General features: G+C 67.0%; 15 protein-coding genes. 3 read left to right on the top strand and 12 right to left on the bottom strand.

The window, feature by feature from the left end; translation table 11 throughout:
* Nucleotides 1-58 precede the first annotated feature (58 nt).
* The 12 genes from THSYN_RS33510 to THSYN_RS07145 form a co-directional block, all read right to left on the bottom strand.
* The gene (locus THSYN_RS33510; RefSeq protein WP_157817507.1) at nt 59-1,270 is read right to left on the bottom strand and encodes an ABC transporter ATP-binding protein; all 1,212 of its coding nucleotides are present in this window, start codon (nt 1,268-1,270) and stop codon (nt 59-61) included.
* A 63-nt stretch (nt 1,271-1,333) separates the two neighbouring features.
* Nucleotides 1,334-2,185, bottom strand: coding sequence for an ABC transporter permease (locus THSYN_RS07200; protein WP_100918534.1), 852 nt, complete (start codon nt 2,183-2,185; stop codon nt 1,334-1,336).
* Nucleotides 2,186-2,609: 424 nt separating this feature from the next.
* Nucleotides 2,610-3,521, bottom strand: a complete 912-nt coding sequence (locus THSYN_RS07195) for a DUF2887 domain-containing protein (protein WP_100918533.1) — start codon at nt 3,519-3,521, stop codon at nt 2,610-2,612.
* Between the two features lie 446 nt (nt 3,522-3,967).
* Nucleotides 3,968-4,843: a DUF2887 domain-containing protein gene (locus tag THSYN_RS07190; RefSeq protein WP_100918532.1), complete on the bottom strand. Its 876-nt coding sequence runs from the start codon at nt 4,841-4,843 to the stop codon at nt 3,968-3,970.
* A gap of 20 nt (nt 4,844-4,863) precedes the next feature.
* Complete coding sequence (locus tag THSYN_RS07185; protein WP_100918531.1) at nt 4,864-5,844, bottom strand: Uma2 family endonuclease; 981 nt, start codon at nt 5,842-5,844, stop codon at nt 4,864-4,866.
* Nucleotides 5,845-5,940: 96 nt separating this feature from the next.
* Nucleotides 5,941-6,594 carry a DUF2887 domain-containing protein gene (locus THSYN_RS07180; RefSeq protein WP_100918530.1) on the bottom strand — a complete coding sequence of 218 codons (654 nt, stop codon included), beginning with the start codon at nt 6,592-6,594 and terminating at the stop codon, nt 5,941-5,943.
* A gap of 446 nt (nt 6,595-7,040) precedes the next feature.
* On the bottom strand, nt 7,041-7,916 hold the full coding sequence (locus THSYN_RS07175) for a DUF2887 domain-containing protein (protein ID WP_100918529.1): 876 nt from the start codon (nt 7,914-7,916) through the stop codon (nt 7,041-7,043).
* Between the two features lie 321 nt (nt 7,917-8,237).
* Nucleotides 8,238-9,047 carry a Uma2 family endonuclease gene (locus THSYN_RS07165; RefSeq protein ID WP_100918527.1) on the bottom strand — a complete coding sequence of 270 codons (810 nt, stop codon included), beginning with the start codon at nt 9,045-9,047 and terminating at the stop codon, nt 8,238-8,240.
* Between the two features lie 93 nt (nt 9,048-9,140).
* Complete coding sequence (locus THSYN_RS07160; RefSeq protein WP_100918526.1) at nt 9,141-10,769, bottom strand: NAD(P)-binding protein; 1,629 nt, start codon at nt 10,767-10,769, stop codon at nt 9,141-9,143.
* A complete protein-coding gene (locus tag THSYN_RS07155; RefSeq protein ID WP_100918525.1) occupies nt 10,769-11,809 on the bottom strand; it encodes a thiamine pyrophosphate-dependent enzyme in 1,041 nt (346 codons plus the stop codon). The genes THSYN_RS07160 and THSYN_RS07155 overlap by 1 nt, the downstream gene beginning before the upstream one ends.
* A gap of 14 nt (nt 11,810-11,823) precedes the next feature.
* The gene (locus tag THSYN_RS07150; RefSeq protein WP_100918524.1) at nt 11,824-13,077 is read right to left on the bottom strand and encodes a transketolase C-terminal domain-containing protein; all 1,254 of its coding nucleotides are present in this window, start codon (nt 13,075-13,077) and stop codon (nt 11,824-11,826) included.
* Nucleotides 13,061-13,654 (bottom strand): 2-oxoacid:acceptor oxidoreductase family protein, encoded by a 594-nt coding sequence (locus THSYN_RS07145; RefSeq protein ID WP_236848810.1) that lies wholly within the window; start codon nt 13,652-13,654, stop codon nt 13,061-13,063. The genes THSYN_RS07150 and THSYN_RS07145 overlap by 17 nt, the downstream gene beginning before the upstream one ends.
* Nucleotides 13,655-13,851: 197 nt before the next feature.
* Between THSYN_RS07145 and THSYN_RS07140 the strand changes: the two genes are divergently transcribed.
* The 3 genes from THSYN_RS07140 (at nt 13,852) to THSYN_RS07130 (ending at nt 17,417) form a co-directional block, all read left to right on the top strand.
* Nucleotides 13,852-14,535: an HD-GYP domain-containing protein gene (locus THSYN_RS07140; protein ID WP_100918523.1), complete on the top strand. Its 684-nt coding sequence runs from the start codon at nt 13,852-13,854 to the stop codon at nt 14,533-14,535.
* Nucleotides 14,532-15,203, top strand: coding sequence for a histidine phosphatase family protein (locus THSYN_RS07135; RefSeq protein ID WP_100918522.1), 672 nt, complete (start codon nt 14,532-14,534; stop codon nt 15,201-15,203). Before THSYN_RS07140 ends, THSYN_RS07135 begins: the two co-directional genes overlap by 4 nt.
* A gap of 495 nt (nt 15,204-15,698) precedes the next feature.
* Nucleotides 15,699-17,417 (top strand): ATP-binding protein, encoded by a 1,719-nt coding sequence (locus tag THSYN_RS07130; protein WP_100918521.1) that lies wholly within the window; start codon nt 15,699-15,701, stop codon nt 17,415-17,417.
* Nucleotides 17,418-17,524: the final 107 nt, after the last annotated feature.

Genomic DNA, 17,524 nt, shown 5'->3' with positions numbered 1-17,524 from the left:
ACCATCGAATGAGTTATGCCGGCCTTGACGGCTGGCCGGTGGCGACTGGGAAGTACGGTCAGGCCAAAGGCCGCACAGAATAATGAGATGGTCGCAGCAATATAGGAGCATAGCCGACAAAAGTATGGCGAACCGTGAACCCAACACATCGCGGTAGGCGATGAGCCAATTCTCCGCGCGGTCCCAACAGCAGGTTCGCCGTAATCGAGTAACGCCCAGCATTAAAGGGCGTCGACTCGAAATGCAAGTATAATGCGTAACGTTCTATGCCGTCTTGGACATCAATGCGATCGGAAATCTGTGCGACAGGTGAATCGTCCTGGTCGGCGATGGTTATAAGTATCCGCGGGTCTGCGTGTTGAATAGCCTTTGGCAAGTGAGTGTTCAAAAGGATTGCGAATGGATCGCCGTGCGACAACTCGGCGACTTCATTGCTTAGGCTGTCGCACAAGCTGACGGACTCGATCGTGGCTTTGTGACTTCCCTCACTTCTGGCGGTGTAAGCCTCCTCGGCGGTGAGACTGTTGTACCTGGCAATAATCTCACCGAGATCGGGGCCGGAAGCCAAACGACGACCCTTGTTCATAAGCAGAAGCTGGTCGGAGATCCGAGTCACTTGGGGCATAGAATGCGATACGAATATCACTGCACAGTCTTGAATGGTATCCTGTATGCGATTAAAGCACTTCGCGCGAAACGCAGAGTCACCGACGGCCAATATCTCATCCAGCAGCAGCACATCCGGCCGCAGCGCCGTCGCAACGGCAAACCCAAGGCGAACCTGCATTCCGGAACTGTAATTCTGCACCGGAGAATCGATGAATTCGTCAATCTCGGAGAATTCAATGATATCATCGATAAGCCGCGCGATCTCTTGCTTGGAAAGGCCGAGCACCGATGCGTTGACATAGATGTTTTCGCGGCCGGTCAAAATTGGATTAAAGCCCGCACCGAGCGCAATCAATGCGGCGATACGACCGCGGATTTCAATGCGTCCCTGATCGGGCTTGATCAGTCCGTTGAGCATGCGTAGCAGGGTGGTCTTGCCGGCTCCGTTGCGACCGATCAGCCCCAGGCATTCGCCCCGCTTCAACTCAAAGTTGATGTCATGCACGGCCCAGAACTCATCGGACCGCAACTCGCCCTGACCGCCATGCCGATGACCGCGCAGTTCTTGGCCAAGGTCCTGCAATCCGTACCACAGCGATTTCTTCAAGCTGCGGCAAAATTTCTTGGAGACGCCTTCGGCTCTGATCAGGGTGTCACTCATGACAACGACCCTGCAGGTGTGTGGAACGGCCCCCGAGCCCGTATCCAACTGCCACGTTGCCGCTCACGCACTCATCCTCTCGATCAGAATAGGCATCGCGAGCCGGTACGCCACCCATACCAGGAGCAACAGGAGAAAGGCCGCACCGTTGACCACGAGGAAATAGTCCAGGTACACAGGGCTCAGACCCGTGAGCCAATCGCGGCTGGTGAGTATCAGCGGCGTCAGCGGGTTGACCTGAAATACCAGTGCGGGCCAACCCTCCTTCGGCATTGGAAAGACGACCGGCGTTAGGTACATGAGAAACTGCATCAGGAGCGACAGGACGCGCCCGACATCGGTATAGAGCATCCCGACCGGCGTAATCAGGAGGCCGATCGCGGTGCCGACCAGGATCAGCGACAGGATGCCCAGCGGAAACCACAAGAGCCCGAACCCGGGGTTGATCCCGAACAGGAGCAGCGCGGCGATCAGCAGGCTGACCTTGATCGCGGCATTGAACAGGACCTTGTAGATGCCGGCAAGCAGCAGCGCCTCGCGCGGGAAGTTGAGCTTGGCCAGCATGGCGCGGGCGCCGTTGGTCTGCGCCAGCGGGGCGTTCAGGGCGTCCATCAGGATGGACCACAGGATGGTGCCGCTGAAGACGTAGGCCGGGTATGGCAGGGCGGTATCGCCCACCGTGACGATCCCGGCCTGGCTCAGGAAGACCCAGGTGACGGTGTTGGTCAGGGGCATGATGAAGGCCCAGAGGATGCCAAGGTAGGCTTGGCGGTACTGGGCGCTGGTGTCGCGGACCGCCAGGCGCCAGGCCAACTCGCGGCCAGCGGCGAGGTCGCGGAACATGTCGCGGATCATGACGCCCGGACTGGCGAGCGACGACTCCGGGGTGTAGACGGTGATGCGTGGTTCGGTCATCGACTCGGGGACATGGGTCTCATTTTGCGCCGACTCGCGACGCGGGCTGGGGTCTTGGTCGGAAGGCGTCTTGTGGTTACGCGGGCCTGTCTGTGGGTCTTGATCATCCCTCAGGCCACGCGCCCTTGCGACTGCCCGTCGCGGCCTGGGGGCCGCTCCTACGGCGTAGGAGGGGCCCCCGGGCCGCGACGGCTGTCACCCTCAGAGGTGGCTGGAGGACGTTCGAGGCCAGTCTATGAGGGCGCTGGTCCAGCCGGATCGGTATTTTAGCGCTCAATCGCGTCCGTTTTGAACCCGTAGGAGCGCGGGAGTTGGCCACGCCAAGGTGGCCATCACGCGCCGCGCTCCCCGGCGGCCTGGGGCGCCCCCTGCCTGTTGTCGATCTTACCCGAAAATCGGGACACCCGGCAGTCAGCCGTATCGATCAGTGTTCAGCCAGCCAGGCGTCGAGTTCCGAGCGGTCCTGGAAGTCCAGCAGGGCGGCACCCAGGGACTCCAGTTGCTCGACCGATAAGGCCGCGATGCACCGCTGTTGGGCGGCGGGCACCACGCCGATGCGCCGCTGGAGTAACAGCAGCACCAGTCGGCGTGCTTCGCGCCGGCGGCCTTGTTGGCGGCCCTCCTGGCGGCCCTCCTGGCGGCCCTCCTGGCGGCCAATGGTTACGCCCTTGGCCACCAGTTCCTTGTAGGCCCGGGTCTCTTCGAGTGGGGTGAGTTCGCCTAACATCTTCAGGATCTCCTCCAGGCTCAGTGATTTGAACCGCGCCATCAGCCAGGATTGAAACACCGCGACACAGTGCCGACGCGAGGCTTCCGGCAGGGCGCTGGCTTGCAATTGACGATAGACCGTTGGGGCTTGCCGACGCAAGCGCTCCAGGTCGGCCTCCAGGTAGGGCAGGAAGACCCCGAGCAGCGGGTGGTCCGGGGCCTCGCGCGCCAGGCGCTTGAGCACCTCGGGCAGATAGGCGCGGCGTAGCGGCGGCTGGGGATCGCGCGTCATCAGCCCGTGCCAGGGTTCCGTGCAGGGGTCCAGCGTGGCCTCCGCGAACAGCACGAAGCCGCGCACCACCCGCTGGGGGTGGCGCTCCCCCACCAGGGCCATCTCCAGCAACAGGCGGTGATAGATGAGCGGGTCTGCCTGCGCCTGAAATTCCATGACCCAGATGTCCTCGTCGACCGCCCGCGGGATCAGGACGCCGTCGGTGCGCCGCTCCAGCCCTTTGACGTCGAGCGCCTCGAACAGGTAGGCCCCGCGCACGGCGATGCCGTCGGTGAGCACGCGCAGGAAGTCGGGGTCAGCGCCCAGCAGGGTGTAGATCTGTTTGTCGGTCTTCATCGCGATCTGCGTTTGATCCTGGGGCTGGACGGGCGGGCGCTAGGGCCGGACGGGGCATTCGCCCCGTCCGAAACGTTTTCCCCGAGGCCGCCGGCCCATATCCAGGGTCGGCCACGGAATAACTGTCCGGGACGGGGTGACTGCCCAGTCCCGCCGCGGTTGATGGGGCATACCCCGTCCGGCCCGTTCCCCGGAAACCAAGGTCGGCCCGCCAGATCAAGAATCATTATCTTGCGCGAGACCGCGCCGCACTGGGGTGCGGCGCCCCCAGGGTCCAAGGCCCCAGCCGACGCCGTGCCCGACCCGGGCGCCGACCGGCTGAAGCCTCGACCTCCGGTCGTTTGGCGGTCGCAGGCCCATGTCAGCCAACGCCATCGCCCCCCACCGAAGGTCGAGTGACAGCGGCTTCAGCCGCGACGAGGCCCCGGCCGCGTCATTCGGGTCGCTCAGTGGTCTGCCAACCAGGCGTTGAGTTCCGACAGGTCGCGAAAGTCCAGCAGGGCGGTGCCCAGGGACTCCAGTTGCTCGACCGATAAGGCGGCGATGCGCCGCTGTTGGGCAGCGGGCACCACGCCGATGCGCCGCTGGAGCAGCAGCAGCACCAGTCGGCGTGCTTCGCGTCGGCGGCCCTCTTGGTGGCCAATGGTCACGCCCTTGGCCACCAGTTCCTTGTAGGCCCGGGTCTCTTCGAGTGGGGTGAGTTCGCCTAACATCTTCAGGATCTCCTCCAGGCTCAGCGATTTGAACCGCGCCATCAGCCAGGATTGAAACACCGCGACACAGTGGCGACGCGAGGCTTCCGGCAGGGCGGTTGCTTGCAATTGACGATAGACCGTTGGGGCTTGCCGACGCAAGCGCTCCAGGTCGGCCTCCAGGTAGGGCAGGAAGACCCCGAGCAGCGGGTGGTCCGGGGCCTCGCGCGCCAGGCGCTTGAGCACCTCGGGCAGATAGGCGCGGCGTAGCGGCGGCTGGGGATCGCGCGTCATCAGCCCGTGCCAGGGCTCGGTGCAGGGGTCCAGTGTGGCCTCGGCGAATAGGACGAAGCCGCGCACCACCCGCCGCGGATGGCGCTCCCCCACCAGGGCCATCTCCAGCAACAGGCGGTGATAGATCAGCGGGTCCGACTGCGCCTGAAATTCCATCACCCAGATGTCCTCGTCTTGCGCCCGCGGGATCAGGACGCCGTCGGTGCGCCGCTCCAGTCCTTTGACGTCGAGCGCCTCGAACAGATAGGGCCCGCGCACGGCGATGCCGTCGGTGAGTACGCGCAGGAAGTCGGGGTCAGCGCCCAGCAGGGTGTAGATCTGTTTGTCGGTCTTCATCGCGATCCGGCTTTGCTGCGCTAGCGCGCCTTCGGGACGCCCCGCCGGGGCTTGGGGCCGAGCAGGCCCTCCAGGCTCTGGGCCTCGAAGATCCCCTCCAGCCAGCCGTCCAATTGATCGATGGCGGCGGTGTCCAGACGCTGGACTGCCCACCGGGGCAGGACACCGAAGCGGCGCGCCAGCAACCGCTTCAGGCCGTCGGCCTTGCCCTCGGCCTTGCCCTGGGCCTTTTCGGCGGCGGCGAGCTGTTCGGCCTGCTGCAAGGCCTGCGCCAGTGCTGCGGCACGCTCCTCGGCCGCGCGCCAGCCAGGCAGCACGAAGGCGGCATAGACCGGATCATCGCGTAGCGTTCCATGTTCGGGCCGGCGGCAGAGGTCGGCCAGCCGAAACTGCAGGCCGGGCAGGACCCGTGAGCGGATCACGCCATCGTCGGGCGCAATGGGGACATAGATACCCGCCGCCGTGCGGGTGAAGAACGCCTGCTGCTCAGGCGCGCGGTGCAGGATGTAATACTCCGGGACGCCGCCGGCGGCATACTCGGCCTTCTTGAGCACGGTATCGCGCAGGATGTCGCGGTGCTCCTGATCCGATAGGGCCTCGACGCAAAGGTCGAAGACGCCCTGATAGGACGCATCCAGCGGCAACAGCGGCTGCGGGTTGTCATTGCAGACCACGCCGAAGTCGGGCTTGCGGATGACGGTGCCGGTCGGCAGCGGCAGCCGAAAGCCCATCTCCAGCGCGACCATCCTGGCGATGGGCCGGGCGGTTAGAAAGTGCTCCAGCAGCAGCATGAACCAGTGGTAGACGAGGAAGGTTTCGTAGTTGGACACCGGCTTTTCCTCCAGACGCCCGTTGTTCCATTCATAGTGGACGTCAGACTCGAGGTAGTAGTCGCGCCAGTACTCCTCCTCCGAGACGTGGCGGCCGGCTTGAGAAGGCGGCACGGCACCAGCCGGTTCAGGCCGCGTGCGACGCGGTTCGGCAAGGGCGGTCTGCGACATGGGCGTCCCCCGGGGCGGTGGTGGTCATGGACATAGGCTAGCACGGACCCCGCCGGCCGGGGCGCCTGGAGTCCAAGGCTTCAGCCTTGGCGCCCCCTATCCGAGGCCAGCGTGGGAACCAGGGCTCGTCGCGCCACCCAAAACCTTGCGAACGGGGCGAATGCCCCGTCCGGCCCGGGTGTTCAGCCAGGATTGAAACACCTCGACACAGTGGCGACGCGAGGCTTCCGGCAGGGCGGTTGCTTGCAATTGACGATAGACCGTTGGGGCTTGCCGACGCAAGCGCTCCAGGTCGGCCTCCAGGTAGGGCAGGAAGACCCCGAGCAGCGGGTGGTCCGGAACCTCGCGCGCCAGGCGCTTGAGCACCTCGGGCAGATAGGCGCGGCGCAGCGGCGGCTGGTGATCGCGCGTCATCAGCCCGTGCCAGGGCTCGGTGCAGGGGTCCAGGGCGGCCTCGGCGAATAGGACGAAGCCGCGCACCACCCGCTGGGGATGGCGCTCCCCCACCAGGGCCATTTCCAGCAACAGGCGGTGATAGATGAGCGGGTCCGACTGCGCCTGAAATTCCATGACCCAGATGTCTTCGTCTTGCGCCCGCGGGATCAGGACGCCGTCGGTGCGCCGCTCCAGTCCTTTGACGTCGAGCGCCTCGAACAGGTAGGGCCCGCGCACGGCGATGCCGTCGGTGAGTACGCGCAGGAAGTCGGGGTCAGCGCCCAGCAGGGTGTAGATCTGTTTGTCGGTCTTCATCGCGATCTGCGTTCGATCCTGGGGCTGGATGGGCGGGCGCTAGGGCCGGACGGGGCATTCGCCCCGTCCGAAACGTTTTCCCCGAGGCCGCCGGCCCATATCCAGGGTCGGCCACGGAATAACTGTCCGGGACGGGGTGACTGCCCAGTCCCGCCGCGGTTGATGGGGCATACCCCGTCCGGCCCGTTCCCCGGAAACCAAGGTCGGCCCGCCAGATCAAGAATCATTATCTTGCGCGAGACCGCGCCGCACTGGGGTGCGGCGCCCCCAGGGTCCAAGGCCCCAGCCGACGCCGTGCCCGACCCGGGCGCCGACCGGCTGAAGCCTCGACCTCCGGTCGTTTGGCGGTCGCAGGCCCATGTCAGCCAACGACATCGCCCCCCACCGAAGGTCGAGTGACAGCGGCTTCAGCCGCGACGAGGCCCCGGCCGCGTCATTCGGGTCGCTCAGTGGTCTGCCAACCAGGCGTTGAGTTCCGACAGGTCGCGAAAGTCCAGCAGGGCGGTGCCCAGGGACTCCAGTTGCTCGACCGATAAGGCGGCGATGCGCCGCTGCTGGGCAGCGGGCACCACGCCGATGCGCCGTTGGAGTTGCAGCAGCACCAGTCGGCGTGCTTCGCGTCGGCGGCCCTCTTGGTGGCCAATGGTCACGCCCTTGGCCACCAGTTCCTTGTAGGCCCGGGTCTCTTCGAGTGGGGTGAGTTCGCCTAACATCTTCAGGATCTCCTCCAGGCTCAGCGATTTGAACCGCGCCATCAGCCAGGATTGAAACACCGCGACACAGTGGCGACGCGAGGCTTCCGGCAGGGCGGTTGCTTGCAATTGACGATAGACCGTTGGGGCTTGCCGACGCAAGCGCTCCAGGTCGGCCTCCAGGTAGGGCAGGAAGACCCCGAGCAGCGGGTGGTCCGGAACCTCGCGCGCCAGGCGCTTGAGCACCTCGGGCAGATAGGCGCGGCGCAGCGGCGGCTGGTGATCGCGCGTCATCAGCCCGTGCCAGGGCTCGGTGCAGGGGTCCAGGGCGGCCTCGGCGAATAGGACGAAGCCGCGCACCACCCGCTGGGGATGGCGCTCCCCCACCAGGGCCATTTCCAGCAACAGGCGGTGATAGATGAGCGGGTCCGACTGCGCCTGAAATTCCATGACCCAGATGTCTTCGTCTTGCGCCCGCGGGATCAGGACGCCGTCGGTGCGCCGCTCCAGTCCTTTGACGTCGAGCGCCTCGAACAGGTAGGGCCCGCGCACGGCGATGCCGTCGGTGAGTACGCGCAGGAAGTCGGGGTCAGCGCCCAACAGGGTGTAGATCTGTTTGTCGGTCTTCATTGCGATCCGGCTTTGCTCGGGGGTCCGTCAGGGAAGCGATCCTTCAAGGCCGGACGGGGCCTTCGCCCTGCCCCAAACGTTTGACGCTGCGCCGGACGGTGGCACCAATCGGCAGGTCAAAGGAAAACGTTTCGGACGGGGCGAATGCCCCGTCCGGCTGGGGGGTCGATCAAACGCAGCAGCATCGCGGCCTCGCCCTGCCGCCTGCCCTGCTCGACACCCTGCGTGACACCCTGTTGTCTGCCTTGCTCGATGTAGCGGTCGATGTAGGCTTGGATGGTGGGATCTCCGGTGGGGGCCTGTTGCAGCAGTGCGCGGACATCACACAAAGACCTCGGACAGACTCGCCGCGACCGCCGCCTGGCCCAGCCACCGTCGCAGCCGCTCGGGGTCGGTGCAGTCAGCGACGGCCGCGCGCCGGGCGGGATCGGGGTCCAGTCCCCGCTGGGCCAGGACCAGGAGCAGGGCCTCACGCAGGGCAATGAGTGCGCCTTGCGTCTGGCCTTCTTCCCTCCCCTGCACCTGTCCCTCCTCACGCACGGCGTCGAGATCGCCGTAGCCCTTGCGCTGCAGCAGGTTCCGCAGCGTGGCCTCGTGGGCGGCCGTGCGGTCGAACAGGGCGGCCACGGGGACCGGGTTGCGCAGGATACCGGGGGCCTCGAGCAGTTCACCGGGGCGGCAGACCCGCAGCGGCAGGCCCGGGGTGTGGATCTCGACGCGTGGGGGACAGACCAGCCGCACGACCCAGAGCACGCGTGTCCCACCGGCCAGCAGGTCGGCAATCCGGGCCCTGAGTTCGGCCTCGTCCTGGCCCGAATCTGCATACTCGACCGCCAACGGGGGGGCCTGGCCCTTCACCCAGCCAGGCGCGTCGGTGACATTACCCACCGCCACGTCCGGCGCCCTCAGGGTGTTCGGCGTCAGGGCAAAACCGGTATCGACACCGGCCGACTCGACCGCGGGATCGCTGTCGATCAGCGCGGCGCCCACGAGGTTGGCCCGCGAGCCGCGCCCGCCCGTCGGCATGCAGTGAATCGGGTGACCATTGGACAACTCGTAGGGGTCGCCGGGTCTGATCTGGTCGGCCCGGAACGGACCAGGGGCCTGGAAAGCCGGAACCGTCTTCGGCATGGGATTCACCCCGCGGTTCATCTGAAACGGGTGGGACCTGACGCACTGTTGCGGCGGCCCAGGTGCGGCCCTCCCTGGCCGCCCGGAGTCCGGTCAGGCGTTCTCAGGCACCATGGTAATGGCCCCGCAGGGACACTCCACACTGCAGATCCCGCACCCCTTGCAGTAGTCGAAGTTGAACTCGAAGCGCATCCCGGGGCCGAGTTTGATCACTGCGTTGTCGGGGCAGACGCCATAGCAGTTGTCGCACTCGAAGCAGTTGCCGCAGGACAGACAACGCCGCGCCTCGAACAGTGCGTTGGTCTCGTTGAGCCCGCCGACCACCTCCTCGAACGTGGATTGGCGCCGGGCCTGGTCCAGCGTCGGCTGCACCGTCTTGGGCGCGTCCTCGTAGTACCAGGGATTGATCTTCCTGAATTCGGCCAGGGCGTGCTTGGGGGCGGGCTCGTAGACCTCCCCGCGCAGCCAGGCGTCGATGTTGCGCGCCGCCTTCTTGCCGTGGCCGATGCCGATGGTCACGGTGCGCTCCGAGGGCACCATGTCGCCGCCTGCGAAGATGCCGGCGCGCCCCGTCATCATGTTGGGGCTGACCTGGACCACGCCGTCCTTGATCTCCAGCCCCGGCACGCCGTCCAAGAGTGACAGATCCACGTCCTGCCCGAGGGCCAGGACCAGCGAGTCGGTCTCCAGGGTCTCCAGTTCACCGGTGGGCTGCGGGAAGCCCTTCTCGTCGAGTTCCATCTTCTCGACCGTCAAGGTGCCCTCGTCGGACATGTTCTTGATGGTGGAGAGCCACTTGATCATGATGCCTTCCTGCAGCGCCTCCTCGACCTCGAAGTCGTGGGCGGGCATCTTCTCGCGGGTGCGCCGGTACACGATGATGGCATCGGTGGCGCCCAGGCGCTTGGCGGTGCGGGCCACGTCGAGCGCGGTATTGCCGCCGCCGTAGACCACCACGCGGCGCCCCAGCATGGGCTTTTCCTCGCCCTCCATGCCGCGCAGCACCTGCATGGCGTCGAGCAGGCGCGCCGCCTCGCCGGCCGGGATATAGGCGCGCTTGGCGATATGGGCACCGACGGCGAGGAAGGCGGCGTCGAACTTGCCGGCCTGCATCGTCGCTTCGATGTTCTCGACCTTGGTGTTGAGCTCGAGCGTGACGCCCAGGTCCAGAATCCGCTGGACCTCGGCCTCCAGCACGTCGCGCGGCAGCCGGTATTTGGGGATGCCGAAGCGCATCATGCCGCCGGCAAAGGGCCCGGCCTCGTGGATGGTCACCCGGTGCCCCAGGCGCGCCAGGTGATAGGCGGCGGAGAGGCCGGAGGGGCCGGCGCCGACCACCAGGACGTGCTTGCCGCTCACGGTTTCCGGCGGGTTGAACTTCCAGCCCAGCTTGATCGCCTGGTCGCCCAGGAAGCGCTCGACCGAGTTGATGCCGACCGACTCGTCGAGCTGGCCGCGGTTGCAGGAGGTCTCGCAGGGGTGATAGCAGACCCGGCCCATCACGGCGGGCATGGGGTTGTCCTGGGTGAGGACGCGCCACGCCTGCTCGTAGTCGCCGGACTCGGCGTGATAGAGCCAGCCCTGGATGTTCTCGCCGGCGGGGCAGGCGTTGTTGCAGGGGGGCAGCCGGTCGACGTAGAGCGGGCGGTAGGTGCGCCAACTCCCGGTCTTGTTGGCGAGCGAAGACCCGACGTCGAGGGTTATGGCAAAGGGCTTTTCCATCAATTGTCTCCTGCGCCGGTGGGGGCACTGGCAACGGCGCCGACCGGGGCGGCATCGATGAGACCGAAGCGCCGGATGTTGCGGTCCGCGAGCGCCTGAATGTGCGCGATGGCCGCGAGATTGGGCGTCGGGGAGAACAGATGCGCAAAGCGCCGCTGCGGCTTCAGATAGTCCTCGACCGGCAACTGCTTGCGGATCTTCGACACCTTGGTCAGTTCGCCGTGCTCGGCCGCGATCACCGGGAAGATGCCGGTCTCCTTGGCCAGACGCGCGATGTGGATGGTCTGATTGGAGGCGGTGCCCCAGCCCAGCGGGCAGGGCACGAAGATGTGGATGTAGCGGGCGCCGCGGATCTCCATGGCGCGCTTGACCTTGGCCTCCAGGTCGCGCAGTTCGGACACGATGGCGGTAGCCACATAGGGGATCTCATGGGCCATGGCGATCAGCGGCAGGCTCTTGCCTTGGCCGAAGACGTTACCGGGGGCCTCGCCGACCGCGGGCGTGGTGGCGGTCCGTGCGGCACCGGGCGTGGCCGAGGAGCGCTGCACCCCGGTGTTCATGTAGGCCTCGTTGTCGTAGCAGATGTAGAGCACGTCGTCGTTGCGCTCGAACATGCCGGACAGACAGCCGAAGCCGATGTCGGTGGTGCCGCCGTCGCCGCCCTGGGCGACCACGCGCACCTCGGTGCGCCCCTTCACGCGCAGGGCCGCGGCGATCCCGGTGGCGACCGCCGCGGTATTGCCGAACAGTGAGTGGATCCAGGGGATCTGCCAGGAGGTCTCGGGATAGGGGGTCGAGAAGACCTCCAGACAGCCGGTCGCGTTGGCCGCGATCAACTGGTTGTCGGTCGCCTGCATGGCGGCGTCGATCGCGTAGCGCGCCCCGAGCGCCTCGCCGCACCCCTGACAGGCGCGATGGCCGGAGTTGAGCGAGTTGGTGCGCCGCATGTCCGCCTGCACGGAGCGGTGTTCGGGGTCGAGCAGACGGTTGCCGACGGTGTGGGTGCCGGTCTGGTAAAACTTGACGGTGGTCGCTGTCATGATGGGTGCCTCACTCAACCGACGCGGGCTGCCACGACACCCAGGTCGCGCAGCAGGTTTTCGGCGATCGGGCCGGAGCGGCGGGTGGTGCGCTCGCGCTCGAGCTCACGGTTCACCGCGTTCCAGTCCAGATCGAGGAAGGTCAGTGCCTCGAGCTTGTCGTCCATCGCCGTGAGGAAGAGCTGGTGCAGCGAGTCCTTGGTGATGGCCCGCCCGCCGAGCCCGGCGATCACCGCATAGATCGGATGCGGATGCTCGCGCATAGCGGTGCGCACGTCGCGCGAGACGATGCCGCCGACGCCTACCGCAAAGCTCTTCTCCACGACCACCACGCGCTCGCAGTACCTCACCGCCTCACCGATCGCGGCGGTCGGGAAGGGGCGGAAGGAGGTGATGCCGAGCACGCCGATCTTGTGTCCCTCCTCGCGCAGGTCGTCGATGGTGTCCTTGATGGTGCCCAGGACCGAGCCCAGGGCCACCACCACGGTCTGCGCGTCCTCGGTGCGATAGGTGCGGATGAGCCCGCCCGAAGCGCGCCCGAACTGCGCCTGGAACTCCTCGGCCAACTGCGGGATCAGTTCCAGGGCCTGCATCTGCTTGGCGTGCGCCAGATAGCGCACCTCGGTGAAGGCCTCCGGGCCGACCATGGCGCCGATGGACACCGGATCACGCGGGTCGAGCACCTGCCGCGGCTCGTAAGGCGGCAGATAGGCGTCCACCTGCGCCTGGGTGGGGATATCCACGCCCTCGTAGGCATGGGTGAGGATGAAGCCATCCATACACACCATGATCGGCAGCGAGAGCTCCTCGGCCAGGCGGAAGGCCTGGATGTGCAGGTCGGCCGCCTCCTGGTTGTTCTCGGCAAAGAGCTGGAGCCAGCCCGCATCGCGCATGGACATCGCGTCGGTGTGGTCGTTCCAGATGTTGATCGGGGCGCCGATGGCGCGGTTGGCGAGCGTCATCACGATCGGCAGGCCGAGCCCGGAGGCATTCCACACCGCCTCGGCCATGAACAGCAGGCCCTGGCTCGCGGTGGCGGTGTAGGAGCGGGCGCCGGTGGCCGAGGAGCCGATGGCGACCGACATGGCGGCGAACTCCGACTCGACGTTGATGAACTCGCAGTGTTGCAGGGTCCCGTCACGCACCATCTCGCTCAGGCCCTCGACAATGTGGGTCTGGGGTGAGATCGGGTAGGCGCAGATCACCTCGGGGCGGCACAGGGCCACGGTCGCGGCGACCGCGTGGGAGCCTTCACATTGCGTCAGCACGGTCGTAATCCTCCTTCTCTTTTTTCACGAAGTCGTAGGCCGCACTGGCGGCGGAGATGTTGCCGGACGCCACCTTGCCGGAGAACTTGTCCCTGATCGCCGCGTGGACGGAGTCCAGCGAGACGGCCCCGCTCATGGCCGCGAAGCCGGCGAGCAGGATGGCATTGGGCAGCGGGCGCCCGATGTGCTCCATGGCGATCTCGGTGGCCGGGACCGTGCACAGGTGCGCGTGGTGCCAGCCCGGAAAGCGCTCGCTGATGTCGAGGTCGTCGAAATTTTTCTTGGAGTTGATGAGGACGAAGCCGTCCGGGCGCAACCCGCTGAACACATCCACCTGGTGGAGCAGGGTGGGGTCCTGGATGATGAGCCCGTCGGGCTGCATGATGGGCTCACGCAGCCGGATTTCCCGATCGGAGATGCGGCAGAATGCCACCACGGGCGCGCCGGTGCGCTCGGAGCCGAAGCTCGGAAACGCCTGGGCGTGCTTACCTTCGAGAAAGGCGGCGATGGACAGCATCTCCGCGCCTGTAACGCAGCCTTGGCCCCCGCGGCCGTGGATGCGGACCTGAAACATCATGATCGTGTCCCCTCTAGTCTTGTTTGTGGTACGCAAGTATGCCGGGCACTATGTAACAGTCGCACCGACCTTGCACCAAAAATTTCCGGGCGCACACGGGACCCGAACAGATCCCGGGCCACGCTGCCCCCATCGACCACCGATCCACCGGACGCCGAGGCCTCCCGGGCGGTGCCCGCCAGCATAGCAGGCAGGCCATGAACGCACGCGATGCAGATGAGACGGCGCCGGTCCCGGCCCTGAGGCAGACCATCCTGATCGTTGATGACACACCGCAAAACCTGACGCTGCTCGGTGAGTTACTGCTGCCGCTGTACCGCGTACGCGCGGCCAACTCGGGCGCGCGGGGGATGATCGTAAAGGCCGCGCCGCTGCACGACATCGGCAAGGTCGGGGTACCCGACGCCACGCTGCTGAAACCAGGCCGCCTCACCAGCGCGGAATTCGAGATCATGAAGCTGCACCCGAGCATCGGCGCCAACGCAATCGACAAGGCGATGTGCCAGGCGCTTGCCGCGGCGGATGATGACGCCGCCGCACTGGCGTCCGGCGCCTTTGCCTTTATGGAGGTCGCCCGCGAAATTTCACTCAACCGCCACGAAAAATGGGACGGCAGCGGCTACCCGGCGGGACTCGCCGGGGACGCCATCCCGGTGTCGGCGCGGCTGATGGCGCTCGCCGACGTCTTTGACGCATTGCTGACACGCCGCGTCTACAAGGCGCCGCTGACCCTTGAGCAGACCACGCGGATCATCCGCGACGGACGCGGCACCCATTTCGACCCGGAGGTGGTCGACGCCTTCCTGGCGTGTCGCGAGCAGTTCAGCGAGATCGCCGCACGCTATGTCGACCCCGAACCGGGACCGGAACCGGCCAGATGAGCAAGCCGAGCGTCTGCACCGCGTTCCTGATACTCGCGGCAGTCGCCGCGGCACCGGCGTCGACACTTGCCGCTGACGCGAACACCGCGCCCGCCGCTGCCGCCACACCCAGCTTCAGCGAGATTACCGCCACCCGGGCCACCCTCGAACAATTGCGGGCCGGCGGTTTCGTGCTCTACCTGCGCCATGGCAGGACCGACAACTCCCGCCCGGACCGGGTGCCACATGTCGACTTCAACGACTGTACCACCCAGCGCCCCCTCACCGCCCAGGGCCGCGCGGACTCCGCCCGGATCGGCGCGGCGCTGCGCCAGGCGCGCATCCCCATCGGCGAGGTCCACGTCAGCCCGCTGTGCCGCGCCAAGGACAGCGCGGCGGCGGCCCTTGGCACGGGGCAACCCTACGTCATCGACAACGACCTGATGTATACCGCCAACCTGACCGCCGCGCAAAAGGCGCCGATCATCGCCCACACCCGGCGCCTGCTGTCCGCGCCGGTCGCCGCGGGGACCAACCGTCTGCTGATCGGACACGCGCCCAACCTCATGGATTTGATCGGCTACTTCCCCCCGGAGGCAACGCTCGTGGTCTTCCGCCCGCAGGGCAGCGCCGGCTTCACCTACGTCGCCAGCATCCTGCCCACCGGCTGGCCAGACCTCCTGGACTGACCCCATCGCCGCCATGCGCCTGCGCCCATCCAAGCTCTCCCCCCTCCTGGTGCTGTATTTTCTGCCGGTCGCTCTGGTGGCATTGGCGGTGGGCGCTATCAACGGTGTGTCCCTTTACCGTCTGAGCGCCAGTCAAGATGCCGCCAGCCGGGAAGAGGACCGCGATCTCACGCGGATCGAGGCCGGCACCCGGTTCCACCGTGACCTCACCGAGATCCAGCACCTGGTCGGCACAACCCTGGAACAGGCGGGCGCGGGCCAACTCGGCGCTGGTCGCATTTACCGCCTCCATACGGAGGTGGTCGAGCGGCTCGCGGCGCTCGAACCACGCTTGGCGACCCTGCGGCACACTGAGCCGGAGCGCGGCGACACGACTGCCGATGCCACGGAGGACTTTGACGCCTATATCGCCAACTCATCACCCAGGCGACCGACCTCGCCGCCATCGATCCGGCAGGCGCAGCGCGGTCGGCCGACCAGGCCGCAAACCGCTATATGGCACTGTCCGAGGTCCAGACCATCAGCCGCAACGCGGGCAGCGTCTTGCGAGACATCGCGCAATCGGTACTCGCCTTCCGGCAGACGATCCTCGCCCGTGAGGCCGCCCAATACGACCTGGGCGAGCGCATGAAGGAGATGGCCTGCCTTTACGACGTGTTCCGGATCACCGAGCGCCCCGACCTCGAACTGCGCGGCCTGCCGCCGCTGCTGCACGGCGATGGCCTGCGCCTGGGGCAGATCCTGCTCAACTTTGCGAGTAACGCCGTCAAGTTCACGCAACAGGGCCGTATCACCTTCAGCGCTGACAGGGTCGGCGAGACGCCGGACAGCCTGCTGGTGCGCTTCGCGGTCAGCGACAGCGGCATCGGTCTCACGTCGCAGCAGCAAGGGCGCCTGTTCCAACCCTTTGCGCAGGAAAATAATTCCACCACGCGCAAGTACGGCGGCACCGGTCTGGGACTGGCCATTGCCCGGCGGCTGACCGAGTTGATGAGCGGGCATATCGGTGTACAGAGCGCACCGGAGCACGGCAGCACCTTCTGGATCGAGATACCGCTCGCTTACAGCACGGCCGCAGCCCCGCCCCGGCGCGCCGCGGCAGTAGCCACGCGCGGCCTGCGCGCACTGGTGGTCGATGACCTCCCGGAGGCGCGCGAGTCGCTGGTCGCAATGCTGACCGGGTTCGGTATCGAGGTCACCGCCGCCGCCGACGGCGCGGCCGGGCTGGACCGGGTCGCCGCAGCCGAGGCCGCCGACGCGCCCTACGACCTGATCCTGATGGATATTCAAATGCCGGTGATGGACGGCCTCACGGCCACGCGGCTGATCCGCGCACTGCCGGGCCGGGCCCTGACCCCGATCCTGGCAATGACCGCCAATGCCTTCGACGAGGACCGCGAGCGCTGTCTGCGGGCCGGTATGAACGGCCACATCGCCAAGCCGGTGGCACCGGAAGCGCTCTACCGCGCCTTGCTGGACTGGCTACCGCCGCCGCGCGCCCCTGGGGTAGCCACCGGCCCGGCACCCACAGCCGCACCGGCCGCGCCCGACGGGGGGAGCCGGGAGGCCGTCGCGGAGACCCCGCGGGTGCGTCCGGCGACCAGCGACGGCCTCGACCCCACTGCCGACACCGCCGCCACAGGGGGGCGCCCGGACCATCACGTCCGCCTGCTCGGCAAATTCGCCGACAGCGAACTGCCGGCGCAACTGCGTTGCGCCTTGGCCGCCGCTGACTTTGCCACGGCGCACCGCTGCGCCCATACACTCAAAGGGCTGGCAGCCACCTTCGGCGCCGCCCGGATACGGGCCCTGGCCGCGGCCCTGGAGGCCGACTTGACCGGCACCGCGCCGCGCATCCCGATGGAGGAATTGGCGGCCCGGGCCACGCTCCTGGAGGCGGACCTGAAGGCCCTGCGCGAGGGCCTGCGGGCCGCACTACCCGAGTCAGAAACCGCCGCGACGCCGCCGACGCGCACCGCAGGGCTCGACTGGGTGCACGTGCGCCGGGTCACCACGCGACTCGAGACCCTGCTGGCGAACGACGACCTGGACAGCGCGGCCGTCCTTGATGAGCATCGCGCCCTGCTCGCGGCCGCGCTCGGTGCCCCAACGGCCACCCTCGCGCAGGCGATCGAAACCTTCGACTACGAACGGGCACTCCTGACCCTGCGCGCCGCCGTGGCCGCCACATCGGCCGCAGCGGTCCAAGCGTGATGTTCCCGACCTATGACCGCCGCCGTGGCGGCCACGCGCTGGCCCGCCGCGACCCGGCTCGCCGACACCCTCAAGGCACCACCGCCCAGGCGCAGTTGCAGCAAGCC

The sequence above is a fragment of the Candidatus Thiodictyon syntrophicum genome (genome assembly GCF_002813775.1).
In the GTDB taxonomy this organism is placed as follows: domain Bacteria; phylum Pseudomonadota; class Gammaproteobacteria; order Chromatiales; family Chromatiaceae; genus Thiodictyon; species Thiodictyon syntrophicum.
The sequence above is the reverse complement of the archived record's forward strand: the minus strand, read 5'-3'. Positions and strand labels throughout refer to the sequence as shown.

Coding starts and splice junctions, on each gene's coding strand:
- THSYN_RS33510 (WP_157817507.1), bottom strand. CDS start 1,270: ATGAGTGACACCCTGATCAGAGCCGAAGGCGTCTCCAAGAAATTTTGC.
- THSYN_RS07200 (WP_100918534.1), bottom strand. CDS start 2,185: ATGACCGAACCACGCATCACCGTCTACACCCCGGAGTCGTCGCTCGCC.
- THSYN_RS07195 (WP_100918533.1), bottom strand. CDS start 3,521: ATGAAGACCGACAAACAGATCTACACCCTGCTGGGCGCTGACCCCGAC.
- THSYN_RS07190 (WP_100918532.1), bottom strand. CDS start 4,843: ATGAAGACCGACAAACAGATCTACACCCTGCTGGGCGCTGACCCCGAC.
- THSYN_RS07185 (WP_100918531.1), bottom strand. CDS start 5,844: ATGTCGCAGACCGCCCTTGCCGAACCGCGTCGCACGCGGCCTGAACCG.
- THSYN_RS07180 (WP_100918530.1), bottom strand. CDS start 6,594: ATGAAGACCGACAAACAGATCTACACCCTGCTGGGCGCTGACCCCGAC.
- THSYN_RS07175 (WP_100918529.1), bottom strand. CDS start 7,916: ATGAAGACCGACAAACAGATCTACACCCTGTTGGGCGCTGACCCCGAC.
- THSYN_RS07165 (WP_100918527.1), bottom strand. CDS start 9,047: ATGCCGAAGACGGTTCCGGCTTTCCAGGCCCCTGGTCCGTTCCGGGCC.
- THSYN_RS07160 (WP_100918526.1), bottom strand. CDS start 10,769: ATGGAAAAGCCCTTTGCCATAACCCTCGACGTCGGGTCTTCGCTCGCC.
- THSYN_RS07155 (WP_100918525.1), bottom strand. CDS start 11,809: ATGACAGCGACCACCGTCAAGTTTTACCAGACCGGCACCCACACCGTC.
- THSYN_RS07145 (WP_236848810.1), bottom strand. CDS start 13,654: ATGATGTTTCAGGTCCGCATCCACGGCCGCGGGGGCCAAGGCTGCGTT.
- THSYN_RS07140 (WP_100918523.1), top strand. CDS start 13,852: ATGAACGCACGCGATGCAGATGAGACGGCGCCGGTCCCGGCCCTGAGG.
- THSYN_RS07135 (WP_100918522.1), top strand. CDS start 14,532: ATGAGCAAGCCGAGCGTCTGCACCGCGTTCCTGATACTCGCGGCAGTC.
- THSYN_RS07130 (WP_100918521.1), top strand. CDS start 15,699: ATGGCACTGTCCGAGGTCCAGACCATCAGCCGCAACGCGGGCAGCGTC.